This window comes from Testudinibacter sp. P17/SS/0325, from assembly GCF_053570765.1.
In genome coordinates this window covers 415569-433085 of record NZ_CM131635.1, presented here as the reverse complement: position 1 = coordinate 433085, position 17517 = coordinate 415569, and the positions used below count along the sequence as shown (strand labels likewise).

Annotated in this window: 17 protein-coding genes; 15 read left to right on the top strand and 2 right to left on the bottom strand. The window is 49.3% G+C overall.

Annotated features, from left to right (window positions below):
- Positions 1 to 9 precede the first annotated feature (9 nt).
- The 9 genes from ACWA50_RS02090 to ACWA50_RS02050 all read left to right on the top strand — a co-directional run bounded on the left by ACWA50_RS02090 (position 10) and on the right by ACWA50_RS02050 (position 7499).
- A complete protein-coding gene (locus ACWA50_RS02090; RefSeq protein ID WP_431053683.1) occupies positions 10 to 1065 on the top strand; it encodes an FAD:protein FMN transferase in 1056 nt (351 codons plus the stop codon).
- 28 nt (positions 1066 to 1093) lie between these two features.
- Entirely contained in the window at positions 1094 to 1318 is a 225-nt protein-coding gene (nqrM, locus tag ACWA50_RS02085; RefSeq protein ID WP_431053682.1) for a (Na+)-NQR maturation NqrM, read from the top strand.
- A gap of 69 nt (positions 1319 to 1387) precedes the next feature.
- Positions 1388 to 2557 carry a tRNA 2-thiouridine(34) synthase MnmA gene (mnmA, locus tag ACWA50_RS02080; RefSeq protein ID WP_431053681.1) on the top strand — a complete coding sequence of 390 codons (1170 nt, stop codon included), beginning with the start codon at positions 1388 to 1390 and terminating at the stop codon, positions 2555 to 2557.
- The gene (locus ACWA50_RS02075; RefSeq protein WP_431053680.1) at positions 2554 to 3018 is read left to right on the top strand and encodes a GNAT family N-acetyltransferase; all 465 of its coding nucleotides are present in this window, start codon (positions 2554 to 2556) and stop codon (positions 3016 to 3018) included. Before mnmA ends, ACWA50_RS02075 begins: the two co-directional genes overlap by 4 nt.
- A 166-nt stretch (positions 3019 to 3184) precedes the next feature.
- Entirely contained in the window at positions 3185 to 3808 is a 624-nt protein-coding gene (gene hflD / locus ACWA50_RS02070) for a high frequency lysogenization protein HflD (RefSeq protein WP_431053679.1), read from the top strand.
- Between the two features lie 24 nt (positions 3809 to 3832).
- Complete coding sequence (purB, locus tag ACWA50_RS02065) at positions 3833 to 5200, top strand: adenylosuccinate lyase (protein ID WP_431053678.1); 1368 nt, start codon at positions 3833 to 3835, stop codon at positions 5198 to 5200.
- A 112-nt stretch (positions 5201 to 5312) separates the two neighbouring features.
- Complete coding sequence (gene ppa, locus ACWA50_RS02060; protein WP_431053677.1) at positions 5313 to 5840, top strand: inorganic diphosphatase; 528 nt, start codon at positions 5313 to 5315, stop codon at positions 5838 to 5840.
- 95 nt (positions 5841 to 5935) lie between these two features.
- Entirely contained in the window at positions 5936 to 6712 is a 777-nt protein-coding gene (locus tag ACWA50_RS02055; RefSeq protein ID WP_431054272.1) for a M48 family metallopeptidase, read from the top strand.
- A 4-nt stretch (positions 6713 to 6716) separates the two neighbouring features.
- The gene (locus tag ACWA50_RS02050; RefSeq protein WP_431053676.1) at positions 6717 to 7499 is read left to right on the top strand and encodes a M48 family metallopeptidase; all 783 of its coding nucleotides are present in this window, start codon (positions 6717 to 6719) and stop codon (positions 7497 to 7499) included.
- A gap of 184 nt (positions 7500 to 7683) precedes the next feature.
- On the opposite strand, the gene tal is transcribed toward ACWA50_RS02050, so the two are convergent.
- Entirely contained in the window at positions 7684 to 8634 is a 951-nt protein-coding gene (gene tal / locus ACWA50_RS02045; RefSeq protein ID WP_431053675.1) for a transaldolase, read from the bottom strand.
- Between the two features lie 282 nt (positions 8635 to 8916).
- Between tal and lptD the strand changes: the two genes are divergently transcribed.
- From lptD to mtnN, 5 genes are all read left to right on the top strand, one after another.
- Entirely contained in the window at positions 8917 to 11286 is a 2370-nt protein-coding gene (gene lptD / locus ACWA50_RS02040; RefSeq protein WP_431053674.1) for an LPS assembly protein LptD, read from the top strand.
- Between the two features lie 26 nt (positions 11287 to 11312).
- Positions 11313 to 11999: a bifunctional protein-disulfide isomerase/oxidoreductase DsbC gene (dsbC, locus tag ACWA50_RS02035; RefSeq protein ID WP_431053673.1), complete on the top strand. Its 687-nt coding sequence runs from the start codon at positions 11313 to 11315 to the stop codon at positions 11997 to 11999.
- A 63-nt stretch (positions 12000 to 12062) separates the two neighbouring features.
- Positions 12063 to 13778: a single-stranded-DNA-specific exonuclease RecJ gene (gene recJ, locus ACWA50_RS02030; protein WP_431053672.1), complete on the top strand. Its 1716-nt coding sequence runs from the start codon at positions 12063 to 12065 to the stop codon at positions 13776 to 13778.
- A 117-nt stretch (positions 13779 to 13895) separates the two neighbouring features.
- Positions 13896 to 14687, top strand: coding sequence for a thiol:disulfide interchange protein (locus tag ACWA50_RS02025; protein ID WP_431053671.1), 792 nt, complete (start codon positions 13896 to 13898; stop codon positions 14685 to 14687).
- 24 nt (positions 14688 to 14711) lie between these two features.
- Positions 14712 to 15404 carry a 5'-methylthioadenosine/S-adenosylhomocysteine nucleosidase gene (gene mtnN, locus ACWA50_RS02020; protein WP_431053670.1) on the top strand — a complete coding sequence of 231 codons (693 nt, stop codon included), beginning with the start codon at positions 14712 to 14714 and terminating at the stop codon, positions 15402 to 15404.
- Between the two features lie 18 nt (positions 15405 to 15422).
- Here the strand turns inward: mtnN and ACWA50_RS02015 are convergent, their stop codons facing one another.
- On the bottom strand, positions 15423 to 16085 hold the full coding sequence (locus ACWA50_RS02015) for a trimeric intracellular cation channel family protein (protein ID WP_431053669.1): 663 nt from the start codon (positions 16083 to 16085) through the stop codon (positions 15423 to 15425).
- A 160-nt stretch (positions 16086 to 16245) separates the two neighbouring features.
- Here ACWA50_RS02015 and ACWA50_RS02010 point away from each other — a divergent pair, with 160 nt between their 5' ends.
- Complete coding sequence (locus tag ACWA50_RS02010; RefSeq protein ID WP_431053668.1) at positions 16246 to 17418, top strand: MFS transporter; 1173 nt, start codon at positions 16246 to 16248, stop codon at positions 17416 to 17418.
- Positions 17419 to 17517 lie beyond the last annotated feature (99 nt).

The window sequence follows — 17517 nt, the reverse complement described above, 5'->3', positions numbered from 1 at the left end:
AGATAGAAAATGATTTTAAAACAATCAATTAACTGGCTGGCCCGGCTCGGGCTAGCCTTTTTTATTAGTATCAGTGTTGCCGCCTGCGGTGATAAAACAACGGAAGTGGCTTTCAATGGTAAAACCATGGGCACCACTTACAGCGTCAAATATTTGGCTGACAGCAGCAAAAACTTGCCGGAAGCGCAAGCGGTGCAGCAAGCCATTGACCGCACTTTGCAAGAAGTGAACCGGCAAATGTCGACTTACCAGAAAGATTCGGAAATCTCCCGATTTAATCGGTTGCAACCGGTTGAAGGTGCATTTCCTATTTCAGCGGAATTTGGCAAGGTGGTTGCCGAAGCAATCCGTTTACACCAATTAACCGACGGAGCATTGGATATTACCGTCGGACCTTTGGTGAACTTATGGGGCTTCGGACCGGAAAACCGCCCGGAAAAGATTCCGACCGATCAGGAAATCGAGGCACGGCGCGCTTGGGTCGGTTTGGATAAATTAATCCTACAGCAGCAAGACGGGCAATATCGGTTAAGTAAAAGCATTCCGAATCTGTATATCGACCTATCGTCAATTGCCAAAGGCTTCGGCGTGGATCAATTGGCGGAATATCTGGAATCGCTCGGCGTGACGGATTATCTGGTTGAAATCGGCGGGGAAATCCGTGCCAAAGGGCGGAATAAAGCGAATAAAGCATGGCAAATTGCGATTGAAAAACCGGAATTTGACGGTTCAAGAGCGGTACAGTTGATCATTGGTTTGCAAGACATGGCAATGGCAACCTCCGGCGATTATCGTAACTATTTTGAACGGGACGGCGTACGTTTTTCCCATGAGATTGACCCGCATAGCGGCAAACCAATTCAACATAATTTAGTCTCGGTGACGGTGCTCGATCCGTCCAGTATGACCGCCGACGGCTTGGCGACGGGATTGTTTGTTTTGGGCAGCGACAAGGCATTGGCGGTTGCCGAAAAAAATAATCTGGCGATTTACTTGATTATCAAGACAAATAACGGTTTTGAGACTAAAATGTCATCGGCATTTAAACGGCTCACGGCGCAATAACCGTCAGCATAGGATTAGGAATGAAGTTATGAACGTATTTTTTATCACCTTCGGTATTTTTCTTGTGGTGATTCTAGCGATGTCAATCGGCTATTGGGTTAAACGCAAGTCTATCCATGGCAGTTGCGGCGGTATTGCCACCCTTGGCTTGGAAAAAGTGTGCGATTGTCCGGAACCTTGCGATAACCGTAAAGCCAAAATGGCAGCCGAAGCGCGAAAACAAAAATTAGAGCAACAAGAGCGAATTATCTAGTCGCCTATTGGTCGGGCGATCTCGTCCGACCAACCGATTATCTTGTAATATCAAACAATTGGATTTGTAATGACCTTGATTTCAGCAACATTTGAGAAATTAAATCCTCTCGGCAACGCAAAAAAAGCAGCGAATGCCACCAAAAAAGTCATCGTCGGAATGTCCGGCGGCGTCGATTCGTCGGTTTCCGCCTATATCCTGCAACAGCAAGGCTATCAGGTGGAAGGCTTATTTATGAAAAACTGGGAAGAGGACGACGACAGCGATTATTGTACTGCGGCAGCAGACTTGGCGGATGCGCAGGCGGTCTGCGACAAGTTGGGCATTCACTTACATAAGATCAATTTTGCCGCGGAATACTGGGATAATGTATTTGAACATTTTTTAGTCGAATACAAAGCGGGACGTACGCCGAACCCGGATATTCTGTGTAACAAAGAGATCAAATTCAAAGCCTTTTTGGAATATGCCGCGGAAGATTTAGGCGCGGATTATATTGCCACCGGGCATTATGTGCGCCGTTCCTTTGTCGATGAAAGTGCGGTCGGTGCTAAGGTGCAACTGCTGCGCGGTTTGGACAGCAACAAAGACCAAAGCTATTTTCTTTATACCCTGAGCCACCAACAAGTGGCGCAAAGTCTGTTCCCGGTCGGCGAACTGGAAAAACCGGTGGTACGCCAAATTGCGGAAGAGCTGGGGCTGATCACTGCCAAGAAAAAAGATTCGACCGGAATTTGCTTTATCGGCGAACGTAAATTCAAGGACTTTTTGGCTCGCTATCTGCCGGCACAGCCGGGTGAAATCCGCACTCTTGACGGTGAAGTGATCGGACGCCATGACGGTTTGATGTATCACACCCTCGGACAGCGAAAAGGCTTGCGCATTGGCGGGGTGAAAGGCAAAGACGAGAATGCGTGGTATGTGGTCGAGAAAGACCTAGTTAACAACGTGTTAGTTGTGGCGCAAGGGCTGGATAATTCCGCGTTATTGTCGAACGGCTTGATTGCCCAACAGTTGGATTGGGTCTCGCGCGAACCTATTCGTCAAGCGTTGCGCTGCACGGTGAAAACCCGCTATCGGCAAGATGATATTGCCTGTGAAATCCTGCCGCTTGACGACGGCAAGATCGAAGTGCGGTTTGACCAACCGCAAATCGCCGTCACCCCGGGGCAATCCGCCGTGTTCTATCAAGGCGAAGTTTGCTTAGGCGGCGGCATTATCGAAAGTACGGTTAAATGAGTGATAACCGAATGGCAACCGCACTTTCAGCCTTGACGATTCGCCCAATGCAAACGGACGATTGCGCACCGGTTGCCGAATTGTGGCACAACACACCCGGCATGGGCATGAGTGCGGTTGATGACAACGAACAAGCCGTCAGCGCTTTCCTTGCCTTTAATCCCGATCTGAATTTTGTTGCCGAGCAAGATAAACAACTGCTCGGCGTCATCATGTGCGGCTACGACGGTCGCCGTGCTACGATTTATCATATGGCGGTGGCGCAAAATCAGCAAGGCAAAGGGATTGGTAGCGCACTGCTGCATAAATTGGAACAGCAACTGCGCAGTAAAAATATCACCCGCGGGCGTTTGTTAGTGTTCGCCGACAACCAAAGCGGCAACGCTTTCTGGGCAAAGCAGGGTTGGACTTGGCAACAAAACTTGAATTATTATTCGAAAGATTTTAGCAAGCGCGCCTAATCCGAAGAATAATAGGCTCACATTGAATCCACACTAGACAGCTTAAAGGCAATGATAATTTGCCTTATGGCGATATTGTAAACTTTTAAAAATAGTGGAACAGTGTTATAGTTTCGCCAGTTTGATTGAGACTTCCGCACCGATATAAGGATGACATTTACCCACTATGGCAGACTACCACGATCTCACTCTCGCACTTGCCGGCGTTTGTCAGTCGGCGAAGTTGGTGCAGCAATTTTCTGAACGCGGCAGTGCGGATCAAGCGGCGTTTGCCGCTTCGTTGAATTCGCTTGTGAATACCGCGCCGAGTTCCACTTTAGATGTGTACGGTAATGATGTCGCCAATTTACGCTTAGGTTTAACTACGTTATTAGAACAAGTGTCCGGCGGCAAGGGTGAGTTGGATATGAATGTCGGGCGTTATTGGATGAGTTTGCTTGCGTTGGAAAGTAAGCTGGATAAAACCCCGCAAAGCAAACAATTGCTTGGTCATCGGATTCAAGGTTTAGCACGCCAATTACAACATCTTGATTTGCTCGACGAACAGATGATCGCCAGTATCGCCGATATTTATGTCGATGTGATCAGCCCGTTGGGGGCAAAAATCCAAGTCAAAGGCTCGCCGTTATATCTACAGCAAAGCGGTATCCAAAACCGCGTGCGTGCCACTTTATTATGTGGCATTCGTTCGGCGGTGTTGTGGCGGCAGCTCGGCGGTTCGCGCCTGAAATTGCTGTTCAGCCGCAATAAATATTACCAACATGCACAACAGCTTTATTCTTCCCTTTAATTTTACCATATGGAGCTTTCCCCAATGGAACTTACTGCTTTAACCGCACTTTCCCCGATCGACGGCCGTTATCAAGACAAAGCCGTTGGTTTACGTTCAATTTTCAGTGAATTCGGTTTGTTGAAATTCCGTGTGACGGTGGAAGTGCGTTGGTTGCAGAAATTGGCCGCAACCGCTGAAATTGCGGAAGTGGCAGTCTTGTCCGCGCAAGCCAACGACTATTTGAACCAAATCGTTGCCGGGTTTTCCCTTGCCGATGCGCAGCGGATTAAAGAAATCGAGCGCACCACCAACCATGATGTGAAAGCGGTGGAGTATTTCTTGAAAGAAAAATCCGAAGCCCTGCCCGAACTGGCGGCGGTGAGCGAGTTTATCCACTTTGCCTGTACTTCCGAAGATATCAATAATTTATCCCATGCGTTAATGTTAAAAACAGCGCGTGATGAGGTGATTTTACCGGCGTGGCAAAAACTGATTGACGAAATCAAAGGTTTGGCAGAACAATTTAAAACCATTCCGTTGTTGTCACGCACCCACGGGCAGCCGGCTTCGCCTTCAACGGTCGGCAAGGAGATGGCGAATGTGGTTTACCGTTTGCAGCGCCAGTTTAAACAACTGCAACAAACCGAGATTCTCGGCAAAATTAATGGTGCGGTCGGTAATTACAATGCGCATTTGTCGGCTTACCCGGAAATCGACTGGCATACATTCAGCCGAGAATTTGTCGAAAGTCTGGGCGTGAATTGGAATCCGTACACGACCCAAATCGAGCCGCATGATTATATTGCGGAAATGTTCGACAATATCGCCCGTTTCAACACCGTTATCATTGATTTTGACCGTGATATGTGGGGTTATATCGCCTTGAACCACTTTAAACAACGCACCATCGCCGGCGAAATCGGCTCGTCCACCATGCCGCACAAGGTCAATCCGATCGATTTTGAAAACTCGGAAGGTAACTTAGGCTTGGCAAATGCGGTGATGGCGCACTTGGGCGCAAAACTGCCGATTTCCCGTTGGCAACGCGATTTGACCGATTCGACTGTGCTGCGCAATTTGGGCGTCGGCTTGGGTTATACTTTGATTGCCTATGCCGCCACTAGCAAAGGGATCAGCAAACTGGAAGTCAACGAAGCGCACTTGCGTACCGAACTGGATCAAAACTGGGAAGTGCTTGCCGAGCCGATCCAAACAGTAATGCGTCGTTACGGGATTGAAAAACCGTATGAAAAATTGAAAGAGCTGACCCGCGGCAAACGGGTTGATGCCGCGGCAATGCAAACCTTTATTGACGGCTTGGCGATTCCCGAGACGGAAAAAGTGCGCTTGAAACAACTGACCCCGGCAAGCTATATCGGCGCGGCGGTGGAGTTGGTGGAAAAACTGTAATTCTATAAGTGCGGTTAAGCCAGACCGCACTGTTGGATTTTCTCGACAAAACGAAAAGATTGACGCTATAATTCATAGCGTTTACATTCACTATTTTAAAAAGGAATATAAAATGGGTTTAGAAAAAGTCCCTGCCGGTAAAGAACTGCCGGATGATATTTATGTTGTGATTGAAATTCCGGCAAACGCCGATCCGATTAAATACGAAGTGGATAAAGAGTCCGGCGCGGTGTTCGTTGATCGCTTTATGGCGACGGCAATGTTTTATCCGGCGAACTATGGTTATATCAACAACACCTTGTCATTAGACGGTGACCCGGTTGATGTATTAGTGCCAACCCCTTATCCGTTGATTCCGGGTTCGGTAATCCGTTGCCGTCCGGTCGGCGTATTGAAAATGACCGACGAATCCGGCGAAGATGCCAAATTGATCGCCGTGCCGCACAGCAAATTAAGCAAAGAATACGATCACATCCAAGACATCAATGATGTGCCGGCATTGCTGAAAGCACAAATTCAACATTTCTTCGAAAACTACAAAGCACTGGAAGCCGGTAAATGGGTGAAAGTGGACGGTTGGGAAGGCGTTGAAGCCGCCCGCGAAGAGATTAAAACCTCGTTTGAGCGTGCACAGAAATAACGTTGTTTCTTTCCCTTGTTACGGAAAGTGGGTTTATTGATCAGATACCGCTCTTGCAAAAGTGCGGTATTTTTTTAAATTGTGAGGAAGTGATGATGAGAAAGCAAATCAAAACATGGGCATTAACTGCCGTATTCTCCGTGGGTTTGGCAGCTTGTGCCGACACTCAAACCATTAACCAACAGGCGGCGAGCAGTTATACCCAAACCGTCAACGAAATGAAGCAACAAGGGGTGATTGATACCACGTCCAACACCGCAAAACGGATTAATACCGTGTTCCAGCGGATCAAGCCGTATGCGGAAAAAGCCAACGACACCGGCGTGCCGTTCCAATGGCAAATTACGGTGATGAAAAGCAATGAACTGAACGCGTGGGCGATGCCCGGCGGTAAAATGATGTTTTATACCGGTTTGGTCGATAAACTCAAATTAAATAATGATGAAATTGCGGTGGTGATGGGGCATGAAATGGCGCACGCCTTGAAAGAACACGGCAAACAAAAAGTGAATTTCAATATGGCGACCGGCTTATTGGGCAGTGTCGGCAGCGCGGTGTTGACCGCCACCACCGGCTATGATTTTAGCAGCGTAGTCGGTTTGACCCAAGAATACGGCTTGAACAAACCGTTCTCACGCGGCAATGAAACAGAAGCGGATGAAGTCGGCTTATTGCTGATGGCGGAAGCGGGTTACAATCCGGAAGCGTCGATCAAATTATGGCAAAAAATGAGTGCGGCCAGCGGCGGCTCCGGCGGTGCTTTAGAAGGTTTAATCTCTACTCACCCGACCAACGCCGATCGCGAAGCTAATCTGCGCCGTTTAATGCCGGAGGCGATGGCGGTATATAACAAAGCGAAAAAAGCGGGTTGATGAGTTGAATAAATGGCGTTTTGCTTTGCTGTCAGCGGCTAGCCTTGCTTTGGCTGGCTGCCTTAGCAGCCAAGATTTAAATCAAAAATCCGCAAAAAATTATCAGCGGATAGTCAATCAGATGGAGCTGTTCGGTATCGTTGAGCATGATTCGACAACCGCGGTGCAGGTGACGCACACTTTTTCCCGTTTGTTTCCGATCGCAGAGCAATATAATGAAAGTGGCCGGGCATTGGATTGGCAGATTGCGGTTTTTCGCAGCCCGGAAATCAGCGCTTGGACAATGCCCGGCGGGAAAATGGTTATTCACAGTGCGTTGGTAGATAAACTGCATTTAAGTGATGACGAACTGGCAATGATTCTGGCGCATGAAATGGTGCACGTGGTGAAAGAACACGGCAAAGAACAGGTGAATCTCGATCGGGCGACAGGTTTGCTTGGAATCTTCGGCGGCACCGTGGCTTCTACTGCGTTCAGTTATGTCGGTTCTGCTTTGGCTTGGGTGCCGGAATATGCCATCAGTAAACCATTTTCACGCAGTAGTGAGTTGGAGGCGGATCGATTAGGATTATTGATAATGGCTGAAGCCGGCTACAATCCACAACACGTGACTCGGCTATGGCAGAAGCTCTATGAGTTTTCTGCCGATGACGCCGGATTTTTACAGCAGTTGGTTTCCACTCACCCGAGCTATCAAGAACGGGAAGCGAACATTCAAAAAGTATTGCCACAAGCCTTGGCGCTTTATCAGCAACAAAGTGCGGTTAGCCGCACTTCGGACCGCTGATCAAGTCTATTGCTCAAATCATTTCCCTCCTCTCCCTCCCGATTTATTTCATGAATGGAGGGGGTTACCAAAGTGCGGTGATTAAGTGCGGTCGAGTAGGGAAAAACCAGGAAAACATGGTTTTTTGATCATAAAAAATCGGAATCTGATCGAGATTCCGATTTTTCAATTTAAGCGGCAATGATTACAGTTTTGTCACTAGCATCGCTTCCAATTTTTCTTGATCGGCGGCGAATTTGCGGATGCCGTCGGTCAGTTTTTCCACTGCCATCGGGTCGCTGTTGTGCTGCCAGTAGAATTCGGCTTCGGTCAATGGCTGCGGACGCTCTTTGACGTTGCCTTTGAATTCCAATTTGCGCACCAGCGGCTCATTGCTTTCTTGCAGCTCTTTTAACAAGCCCGGAGCGATAGTCAAGCGATCACAACCGGCAAGTTCGATAATTTCGCCGATATTGCGGAAACTGGCGCCCATCACGACGGTTTTATAATCGTATTTTTTGTAGTAATCGTAAATTTCGGTGACGGAAATCACGCCCGGATCTTCATGCGGTGCGTATGCTTTTTTGTCGCTGTTGGCTTTGTACCAGTCTAAAATTCGACCGACGAACGGGGAGATCAGGTAAACCCCGGCTTCGGCACAGGCGCGGGCTTGCGCTTGGGAGAATAATAGGGTCAGGTTACAGTTGATACCTTCTTTTTCCAACACTTCGGCGGCGCGGATCCCCTGCCAAGTGGAGGCGATTTTGATCAGAATACGATCATTGCTGATACCGGCTTGATTATACAGTTTGATCAGTTTGCGTGCTTTTTCAATGGTGGCGGCGGTGTCGTAAGACAGGCGTGCATCCACTTCGGTGGAGATACGTCCCGGCACGATTTTCAGAATTTCTAAGCCGATATTCACTGCTAATTTATCTTCGGCGTCGATCAATTGTTGTTTCTTGTCGTTGCTTTGTTGTTTGGCATAGGCAACGGCGTCGTCGATCAAGGGGACATATTGCGGCAGGGATGAGGCGCTCAGAATCAATGACGGATTGGTGGTCGCGTCTTGCGGCTGATAGGTTTTGATGGCTTCGATATCGCCGGTGTCGGCGACAACCACGGTGATTTTGCGTAATTCTTGTAATTGCGACATAGTTTTTCCTCGTTAGATTTAATTGACATGAAATGAATCGATAATTTTTATTCTACCCCCATTCCCTTGGGATGTTCCAATGATTTCTCCGATAGATCCTTTTTTTTCCACTATTACTAATAAAAATAGGATTTGTCGTCGGGTTCTCAACATTGCCGGCAGTTCAAATTTGCAACAACATTTGCTAACCCTGCGATTGTGATAAAAATATTCGCATGATCAATAGTTGGATTTCGAGTACAATCAGGGCAATTTCTCTGTTTTTAACGTATAGGTTACGGAATGAAAAAGAACAGCTATAGCCTGTTGGCGAGCCTTGTGGTGACGGCATTATACGGTACGTTGCACGGCACCGCGGCGCAAGCGGATTTAAGACAGCAATGTTTGCTGGGCGTACCGCACTTTAACGGTGAGCCGGTGCACGGCAATCCGAATGAATTGCCGGTATATATTGAAGCGGATCGCGGTGAAATGCGGCATGCGACCGAGGCGACCTACCAAGGTGATGTCGACATTAAGCAAGGCAACCGTCATTTGCAATCGCAACACGCCAAAATTACCACTCAGGGCAGCGGCGAGCAGTTGCAGCGTTTCGCCCATGTTGACGGGGAGTTGTCTTATCGTGACGAGCAGATCGATTTGAGCGGGCGCAATGCCAAGATCAATTTGAACAGTAAAGACAGCGATATTGAAGCGGTGGATTATCAGTTTGTCGGGCGGCAAGGGCGCGGCACGGCGGAACAAACGGAAATGCGCGAACGCTACCGCACTTTGCGCAATGCCTCTTTCACTTCCTGTTTGCCGAACGACAATGCGTGGTCAATTGAAGCGGACGAAATCCGGCAAGATTTGCAGGAAGAAGTGGCGGAGATGTGGGGCGCCCGCTTTAAAGTGTTGGGCGTGCCGATTTTGTATTCGCCGTATTGGCAGCTACCGATAGGCGACCGCCGCCGCAGCGGGTTGCTGATGCCGGAATTCAGTTCTTCTAGTCGAGATGGTTTTAGCTATGCCCAACCGATCTATTGGAATATTGCACCGAATTATGATGCGACGATAACGCCGAAATATATGTTTGATCGTGGGTTACAATTGCAAACGGAATTTCGCTATCTCACCCGATTGGGAACGGGAACGCTCGCCAGTGAATATTTGCATAAGGATCGGCTGAAAGAGTATCTCGGCGAGAATAAATCCCGTCATTTGTTCTTTTGGCAACATTCTGCGAGTTTTGGTGACAATTGGCGTGCGAATTTAGACTATACCCGGGTGAGTGATAAGCGCTATTTCAATGATTTTAGTTCGGTGTATGGCAACAGCACCGACGGTTATGCCAATCAACGCTTTACTGTGGGTTATTATCAGCCGAATTACAATCTGAGCGTGTCAGGGCGGCAATTCCAGATTTTTGACGAGACCGATATCGCTCCGTACCGTGCTTTGCCGCAAATTGATTTTAATTATTATCAAAACGGGTTGGCGGACGGTTGGTTGGATTTCGCCCTATATTCGCAGGCGGTGCGGTTTGATAATGACAGTAATTGGTTACCGAAGGCTTGGCGTTTCCATATTCAGCCCGAGTTGAACCTGCCATTGAGCAATGATTACGGCAGCTTGAATTTGCAAACCAAATTATACGCCACCCACTATCAGCAGACCAAAGGCAAAGGCGTTGGCGCAGAAGCGGTGGAGCGCAGTGTCAACCGCGTGTTGCCGCAATTCAAGGCGGATTTGCAAACCGTGCTGTTTAAGTCGCAAACTTTTCTGGACGGTTATAGTCAAACTTTAGAACCGCACGTGCAGTATTTGTACCGCCCGTATAAAAACCAGAGCAATATTGGCGCCAAGGATATTTATTCCAATTATTTAGGCTTGGGTTATGACAGCGCTTTGTTACAACAGGATTATTTTTCACTGTTCCGTGATCGCCGTTACAGCGGTTTGGATCGGATTGCTTCCGCCAATCAGGTCACGGTCGGTGGCACCACGCGTTTGTTTGACCAAAACGCCGATGAACGCTTTAATCTTTCGTTGGGGCAGATTTATTATTTAACGGCGTCGCGGATTGACGAGCGTTTAGACACCCGCACCAACCGCCACTCGTCGGCGTGGGCGTTGGAATCGAACTGGAAAATCAACCGTGCGTGGAATTGGCGCGGCAGTTACCAATATGATACCGACTTGAACAAAACCGCACTTGCCAATATGGTGTTGGAGTATAATCCGAGCGGCAATAATCTGGTGCAGTTGAATTATCGCTATGCCAGCCAAAGTTATATCGACCAAAACTTGCAAAGCGGTTCCAATTTGTATAATCAGGACATTAAGCAAGTCGGCGCAACCGTGGCGTGGGAGTTGGATGACAACTGGGCCGTGATCGGACGCTATTACCATGATGTGGCGCTGAATAAAGCGGTGGAACAGTACGGCGGGGTGCAATATAACACCTGTTGTTGGAGCGTCAGTGTCGGTGCACGCCGCTATTTGACCTCGGCGCGCAACGAGGTGAATTACAGCAGTGATAAGGTTTTTTATGACAACTCGTTCTCGATCAATTTTGAGATTCGGGGGTTAGGCAGCAATGACAGCAGCGGTTTGCGCAGTATGTTGCACAAAGGCATGTTGCCGTATGTGAAACCGTTCAGTTTAGAATAAATTAAAAACAAGGAAATCCATTACCCATGAAAAAATCGGCAATTTTATTGAGCGCATTGGTCAGCACGGCGGCATTGGCTTCAAATGCAACCATCCAGCAGAATTTATCCGCATTGGGCATGAGCAATATGCAAATTCAAGCCACCCCGTTAAAAGGAATTCAGTCGGTGGTGTCCGACCAAGGCATTTTTTATGTGTCTGACGACGGCAACTATATTTTGCGCGGCGATCTGTTTGAATTGAAAAACGGTGAATTGGTTAATTTAAGCGAAAAAATGCTGTTGGATAAATTAAATGGTTTTGCTGATCAGATGATCGTCTATCCGGCGAAAAATGAACAATACGTGGTCACGGTGTTTATGGACATCACCTGTCATTACTGCCATTTGCTGTATAGCAAGAAGAAAGAGTATAACGATTTAGGCATTACCCTGCGCTTCTTGGCATTCCCGCGCGGCGGCATGGATACACAAACTGCCGGGCAGATGGAAGCGATTTGGCAGGCGGCAGATCGTAACGAAGCCTTGGATCAAGCCGAAAACGGCAAACCGCCAAAAGCGCTGAAAACACCGGATATCGTGGCGCGGCATTATGCGTTGGGGCGCCAATACGGCGTGCGCGGCACTCCGACCATGGTAACCGACGGCGGTGAAGTGATTGGCGGCTATTTACCGCCGAAAGAGCTGCTGGCGGCTTTACAGGAAGCACAATAAACAAACGGGGCGAAGCCCCGTTATTTATCTGAACCGTTTTTTAATCAAGGCATTTTTAATCCCGTGAACAAAATCATTTGCCGCCGACAGCCACCGGTGATCTTGCCGTTGGCGGATCATCCGTTGCTTGACCGCCTTTTTTCCGCCCGTCATATTCAAGATAAACGACAACTCGACCGCACTTTACAGGCGATGTTGCCGCCGCAACAACTGAGCGGCACGCAAAGTGCGGTCAAGCTGTTGCTCGCCGCGCGCGAACAGCAGCAAAAAATCGTGATCGTCGGCGATTTTGATGCCGACGGCGCCACCAGTACCGCACTTGCGGTGTTGGCTTTGCGTCGGTTGGGATTCGGGCAGGTGGATTATCTGGTGCCGAACCGCTTTGAGCAGGGCTACGGGCTGAGTGTCGAGGTGGCAAAACTGGCGTTGGCAAAGCAGGTTGATTTGCTGATTACAGTGGATAACGGTATCTCGTCGCATGAGGGGGTGGCGTTTATTCAACGGCACGGCGCCAAGGTGATTATCACCGATCACCACTTGCCGCCAAGCGACTTGCCGGCGGCTGACGCGATTATCAATCCGAATCTGGCGGACTGCTGTTTTCCGTCCAAATCCCTTGCCGGGGTCGGGGTTACCTTTTATCTGATGTTGGCGCTGCGTGCCGCATTGCGTGACGGCGGGTATATCTGTGCGCAGGCGTTGCCGAATTTTGCCGAACTGCTCGATTTGGTGGCGCTGGGGACGATCGCCGATGTGGTGCCGCTCGATCAAAATAACCGTATTCTGGCTTATCAAGGGATTAATCGGATTCGTGCCCAACGTTGCCGCTACGGAATTCAAGCACTGGCGGAAATTGCCAAGCGTGATCTTAGTCGTTTTGTCGCCTCGGATTTGGGTTTTTCAATCGGACCACGCCTCAACGCCGCCGGACGTTTGGATAATATGAGCGTCGGCGTCGAACTGTTATTGGCGGAGGATATGCAGACCGCACGCCAACTGGCGTATGAGCTGGATGCGCTGAATCAAACCCGCAAAGAGATCGAACAGGGTATGAAGCTGCAAGCGTTGCAGATTTGCAGTGGTCTGAACGAGTTGGAAAACGATTTGCCGTGGGCGATTACGCTGTATCAGGCGGACTGGCACCAGGGGGTGTTGGGCATTCTGGCGTCACGGATTAAAGATCGTTTTCACCGCCCGGTAGTGGCGTTTGCACAAGATCAAGCCGGCATTTTGAAAGGCTCGGCGCGCTCGATTGAGGGGCTGCATATTCGCGACGCGTTGGAAAGGGTTGATCAGCGCTGTCCGGGCATGATTCTAAAATTTGGCGGTCATGCCATGGCGGCGGGATTAAGCATTGCCGAAGCGCATTTTGATGATTTTCGTCAAGCTTTCGCCGAGGTCGTGCAGCAAAGTTTAAATGCCGAACAACTCACCGGCGTGATTTGGAGCGACGGCGAATTGGCGCAAAGCGAGCTGACCTTGCACACCGCCGAACTGATCGCCGCCGCCGGACCTTGGGGGCAGGCATTTCCCGAGCCGGTATTCGATGGCGAATTTGAGGTGCTGCAACAACGCTTGGTCGGCGGACGGCATTTGAAAATGATGTTACAGCCGCCCGGCGGCTCATTGTTGTTGGATGCGATTGCGTTTAATGTGGATACGCAAATTTATCCCGATCATTCGTTGAAACGGATGAAAATCGCTTACCGTTTGGATATTAATGAATTTCGCGGTAACCGTCAGCTACAGTTAATGGTAGAATATCTGCAACCGCTGTAAAAATGGCGTAAAATAGTCAAGTGCGGTTTGGTATGTCAACGATTATGCCGCGTGTACAGTCGGATAAGCGCAAGCAAATTAACAAATGATAGTAGGTAGGGTGCTCCAAGTTATACCATGAAAACTGAAAAATTTTGGCTATTGTTGATAGGCGTCTTTTTTTCTTTGTTTTGTTCTCAGGCAGCGGCGCAAAGTGCGGTTGCCAACCCGTCCGTATCAGACGCCGAGACCGCTGCCGAACAAATGGCGCAAGCGGAAGCAGTGCAGCCAACGCCAAGTCCGGGCAGTGAATTTGCCTTTGAAGACGGTAAAGACTATTTTTCCTATACCATTCCAATTAAAGCCAACCCGCTAGACCATCGGATTGAAGTCCGACTGTTTTTCACTTATGAATGCGCCCATTGCCTGACCGCCTTTGATAATTTGAGCCTGTATCAGCGCTTGCATGACGAGCAGGTGCGCTTGATGTTGCAGCCGATCGCCACCGAAGAGGCGCTATTCGGTCCGAATGTGTATTACAGTTTGCGCAATCTTGATCGGCAAGGGTTGGCGGAGCTGCTGCTGTTCGACAGTGCCGAGCGGCAAGGTAGGAAATCGTTGGTCGCCGGCGAGAATTTATACCATTGGCTGATCAGCCATAATGTGGCGCTGGATCAGTTTTTAATGCAACTGAACTCGCAAGCGGTGGCGGCGAAAGCGAAGGAAGCGGTGGAATTGACCGAAAAATACGGGGTGTTCACCAGTCCGTTTGTGGTGATTGACGGGCAATATGTGCTGACCAGCAGCACCTTGTATAATGACGACTATACCTTTGCGGTGATGGATTTTTTAGTCTCACGCATTTTGCAGCAGCGGCAGTCTAACATGACGTTTACCGCAGAAAGCAAAAAAACAACCAATCAACCATAGCGAATGCAGAACAAAGGAACGAGCATGAAGATCGGAATTGTCGGCGCCATGGCGCAAGAAGTGGAAATTTTACGCAATAAAATGACGGAATTAAGCAACCGTGAAATTGCCGGTTGCACCTTGTATCAAGGCTACCTTGATGACCTGGAAGTGGCATTGATCCAATCCGGTATCGGTAAAACCGCGGCGGCAATGGCAACCACGATCTTAATCGCGCATGCGAAACCCGATTGCGTGATTAATACCGGTTCGGCAGGCGGGATCAGCGCAGAACTCAATATCGGTGATGTGATTATCTCCAACCAAACCGCTTACCACGATGCCGACGTGACTGCTTTTGGTTATGCCAAAGGGCAATTACCGGGCTGCCCGGCAACGTTTCCGTCGAATCAGGCGCTAATCGAATTGGCGGAAAAAGCGCTTCAGGCGCAGGGTAAAAGTGCGGTCAAAGGGTTGGTGTGCAGCGGCGACATGTTCTGTAACGGCGAACAGCAGATTGCGCGGATTAAAGCCGATTTTCCGCAGGCGATTGCAGTGGAAATGGAAGCGGCGGCAATTGCACAGGTCTGCCATGCGTTTGATCTGCCGTTTGTGGTGGTGCGTGCGGTGTCGGATGTCGCCGATAAAGCGTCCCATCTCTCGTTTGAAGAGTTTTTACCATTGGCGGCACAGCAATCATCGGCAATGGTGCTGGCGATGTTGGCGGAGCTGCAATAACCCCGCCGTTGGCGGTTGCTACTTTTTGCGGTTTTGGCGTAATTTTTTCAGCAGCGGCTGATAGTTTTCTTCTTGCTCTTGATAATCGAACACCGGCAGTGACAGATGGAAATAAATTGCCAACAACCGCAAACCGAAGCCTCCGATCAAGGTCAGAATGACCACCAGATTATGCGGTACGCCGAAATACGGCAGGGCATAATAAATTGCTGCCGAGAGTAGGGCGATACTGGCATACAGCTCTTTTTGAAACACTAACGGAATACGGTTGCACAGCAGATCGCGCAGCACGCCGCCAAAGGCGCCGGTGACCACCGCCGCAACCAAGGCGATAATAAAGCCATGTCCCATATCCAACGCCACTTGTGCGCCGATAATCGAAAATACAATCAGCCCCAACGCATCCAGCACCAAAAACACGGTGCGGAAATAGCGCATTAGGGGGGCGATAAACACGGTCAGCACCGCCGCACCGGCAACAATCATAATATATTCGGGGTGCGCCACCCAGCCGAGCGGATAATGCCCGAGCAGCATATCGCGGATCGAGCCGCCGCCGATTGCCGTCATGGAAGCGATAATAATCACGCCGAACAGATCCATTTTTTCACGTCCTGCCGCTAAGGCGCCGGTGATCGCTTCGGCGGTAATGCCGATAATATAGAGCACGGTTAATAACATAAAGCAAACTGTCTTAAGCAAATTAGGTAGCATAGCGTAAGCGGATTTTCACCGCAGATAAAGAAAAATTTGATATGGCAGGCATTTTTGTGATCAAAATCTTGTATAAACCGCACTTGAGTCTATGATGTAATCAAATTGTTATGAGAATGAAAGCAAGATGATTAAAAACAAAACCCGCGCCTATTTTTGGGCAACACTGGTGTTATCAGTCTCGTCCTTTTTGGTGTTTGCCAATTTGTACGTGGTGCAGCCGTTGTTGTCGCTGTTTGCCGCACGCTATGCGGTTTCGCTCAATCTGGCAAACTGGATCTTTGCCGCCGCGTCACTGGGCATGAGTCTGTGCCTGATTCCGTGGGCGCTGTTGGCGGATCGTTACGGGCGGCGTTTGGTGATGTTGCTGAGTTTGAGCCTGAGCGCGCTGTTTTCATTGTGCTTGCTGTTCAGTGATTCGGTGACGGCATGGATTGGTTTGCGTTTTTTGCAGGGCATTGCCTTGGCGGGGCTGCCGGCGGTGGCAATTGCCTATATCAGTGAAGAATTTGAAGCCAGTGCGGTGGTGCCTGCCGTCGGGATTTACATTGCCGCCAACTCACTGGGCGGGATCAGCGGGCGGATTCTGGGCGGGATCTTGGCGGAGATGTTCGGTTTGAATGCGCCGATGATATTTACCGCCTTGCTCACTCTCGGCGGCGCATTGCTGACCTATTTTTGTTTGCCGAAAGAGCGCTATTTTAGCCCGCAATCGTTGGCGTTTAAAAGCATGCTCGCCAATCTGTGCGGACATATTAAAAATCCGTTGTTGTGGCGTACTTTTCTGATTAGCGGCATTTGCTTCGGGATGTTCGTCAATATGTTCTCGGTGATCGGCTTGCGGCTGCAACAAGCGCCTTGGCTGCTGAATACGTTGCAGGTTTCGTTACTGTTTCTGTGTTACTTGAGCGGTACTTTTGCCGCTTCGATGGCAGGGCGTTTCAGCCGCCGATTTAGTGCGCCGCGCGGGATGTTGCTCGGTTGGTTGTTATTGATGAGCGGTATGTTGCTGCTGATCAGCAGTTCATTATGGATTTTGATAGCCGGGTTGCTGCTATGCAGTATCGGCTTTTTCTTTACCCACGCCCTTGCCAGCGCTTGGGTCGGCAAAAATGCCACTCACGCCCGCGCCTTGGCGTCGGCACTGTATCTTTCCAGTTATTATCTCGGCGCCAGTGTCGGCGGTAACTATTTATTGACAGTCTGGCAGCAGTTCGGTTGGCATTGGATCGCGCCCGCCGCGATGTTTTTGTTGTCGGGGGTGTTATGGTTGTTGAGCGGGATGTTTAAACCCCGTTAGCACAGCGCATTTAAAGCACTTTCTGCTATCCTGTATTTTAATCCGATTTGCTGATTTTCCGCCAAATCAGATTGCTAATCCCTTAAATAATCAGTAAAC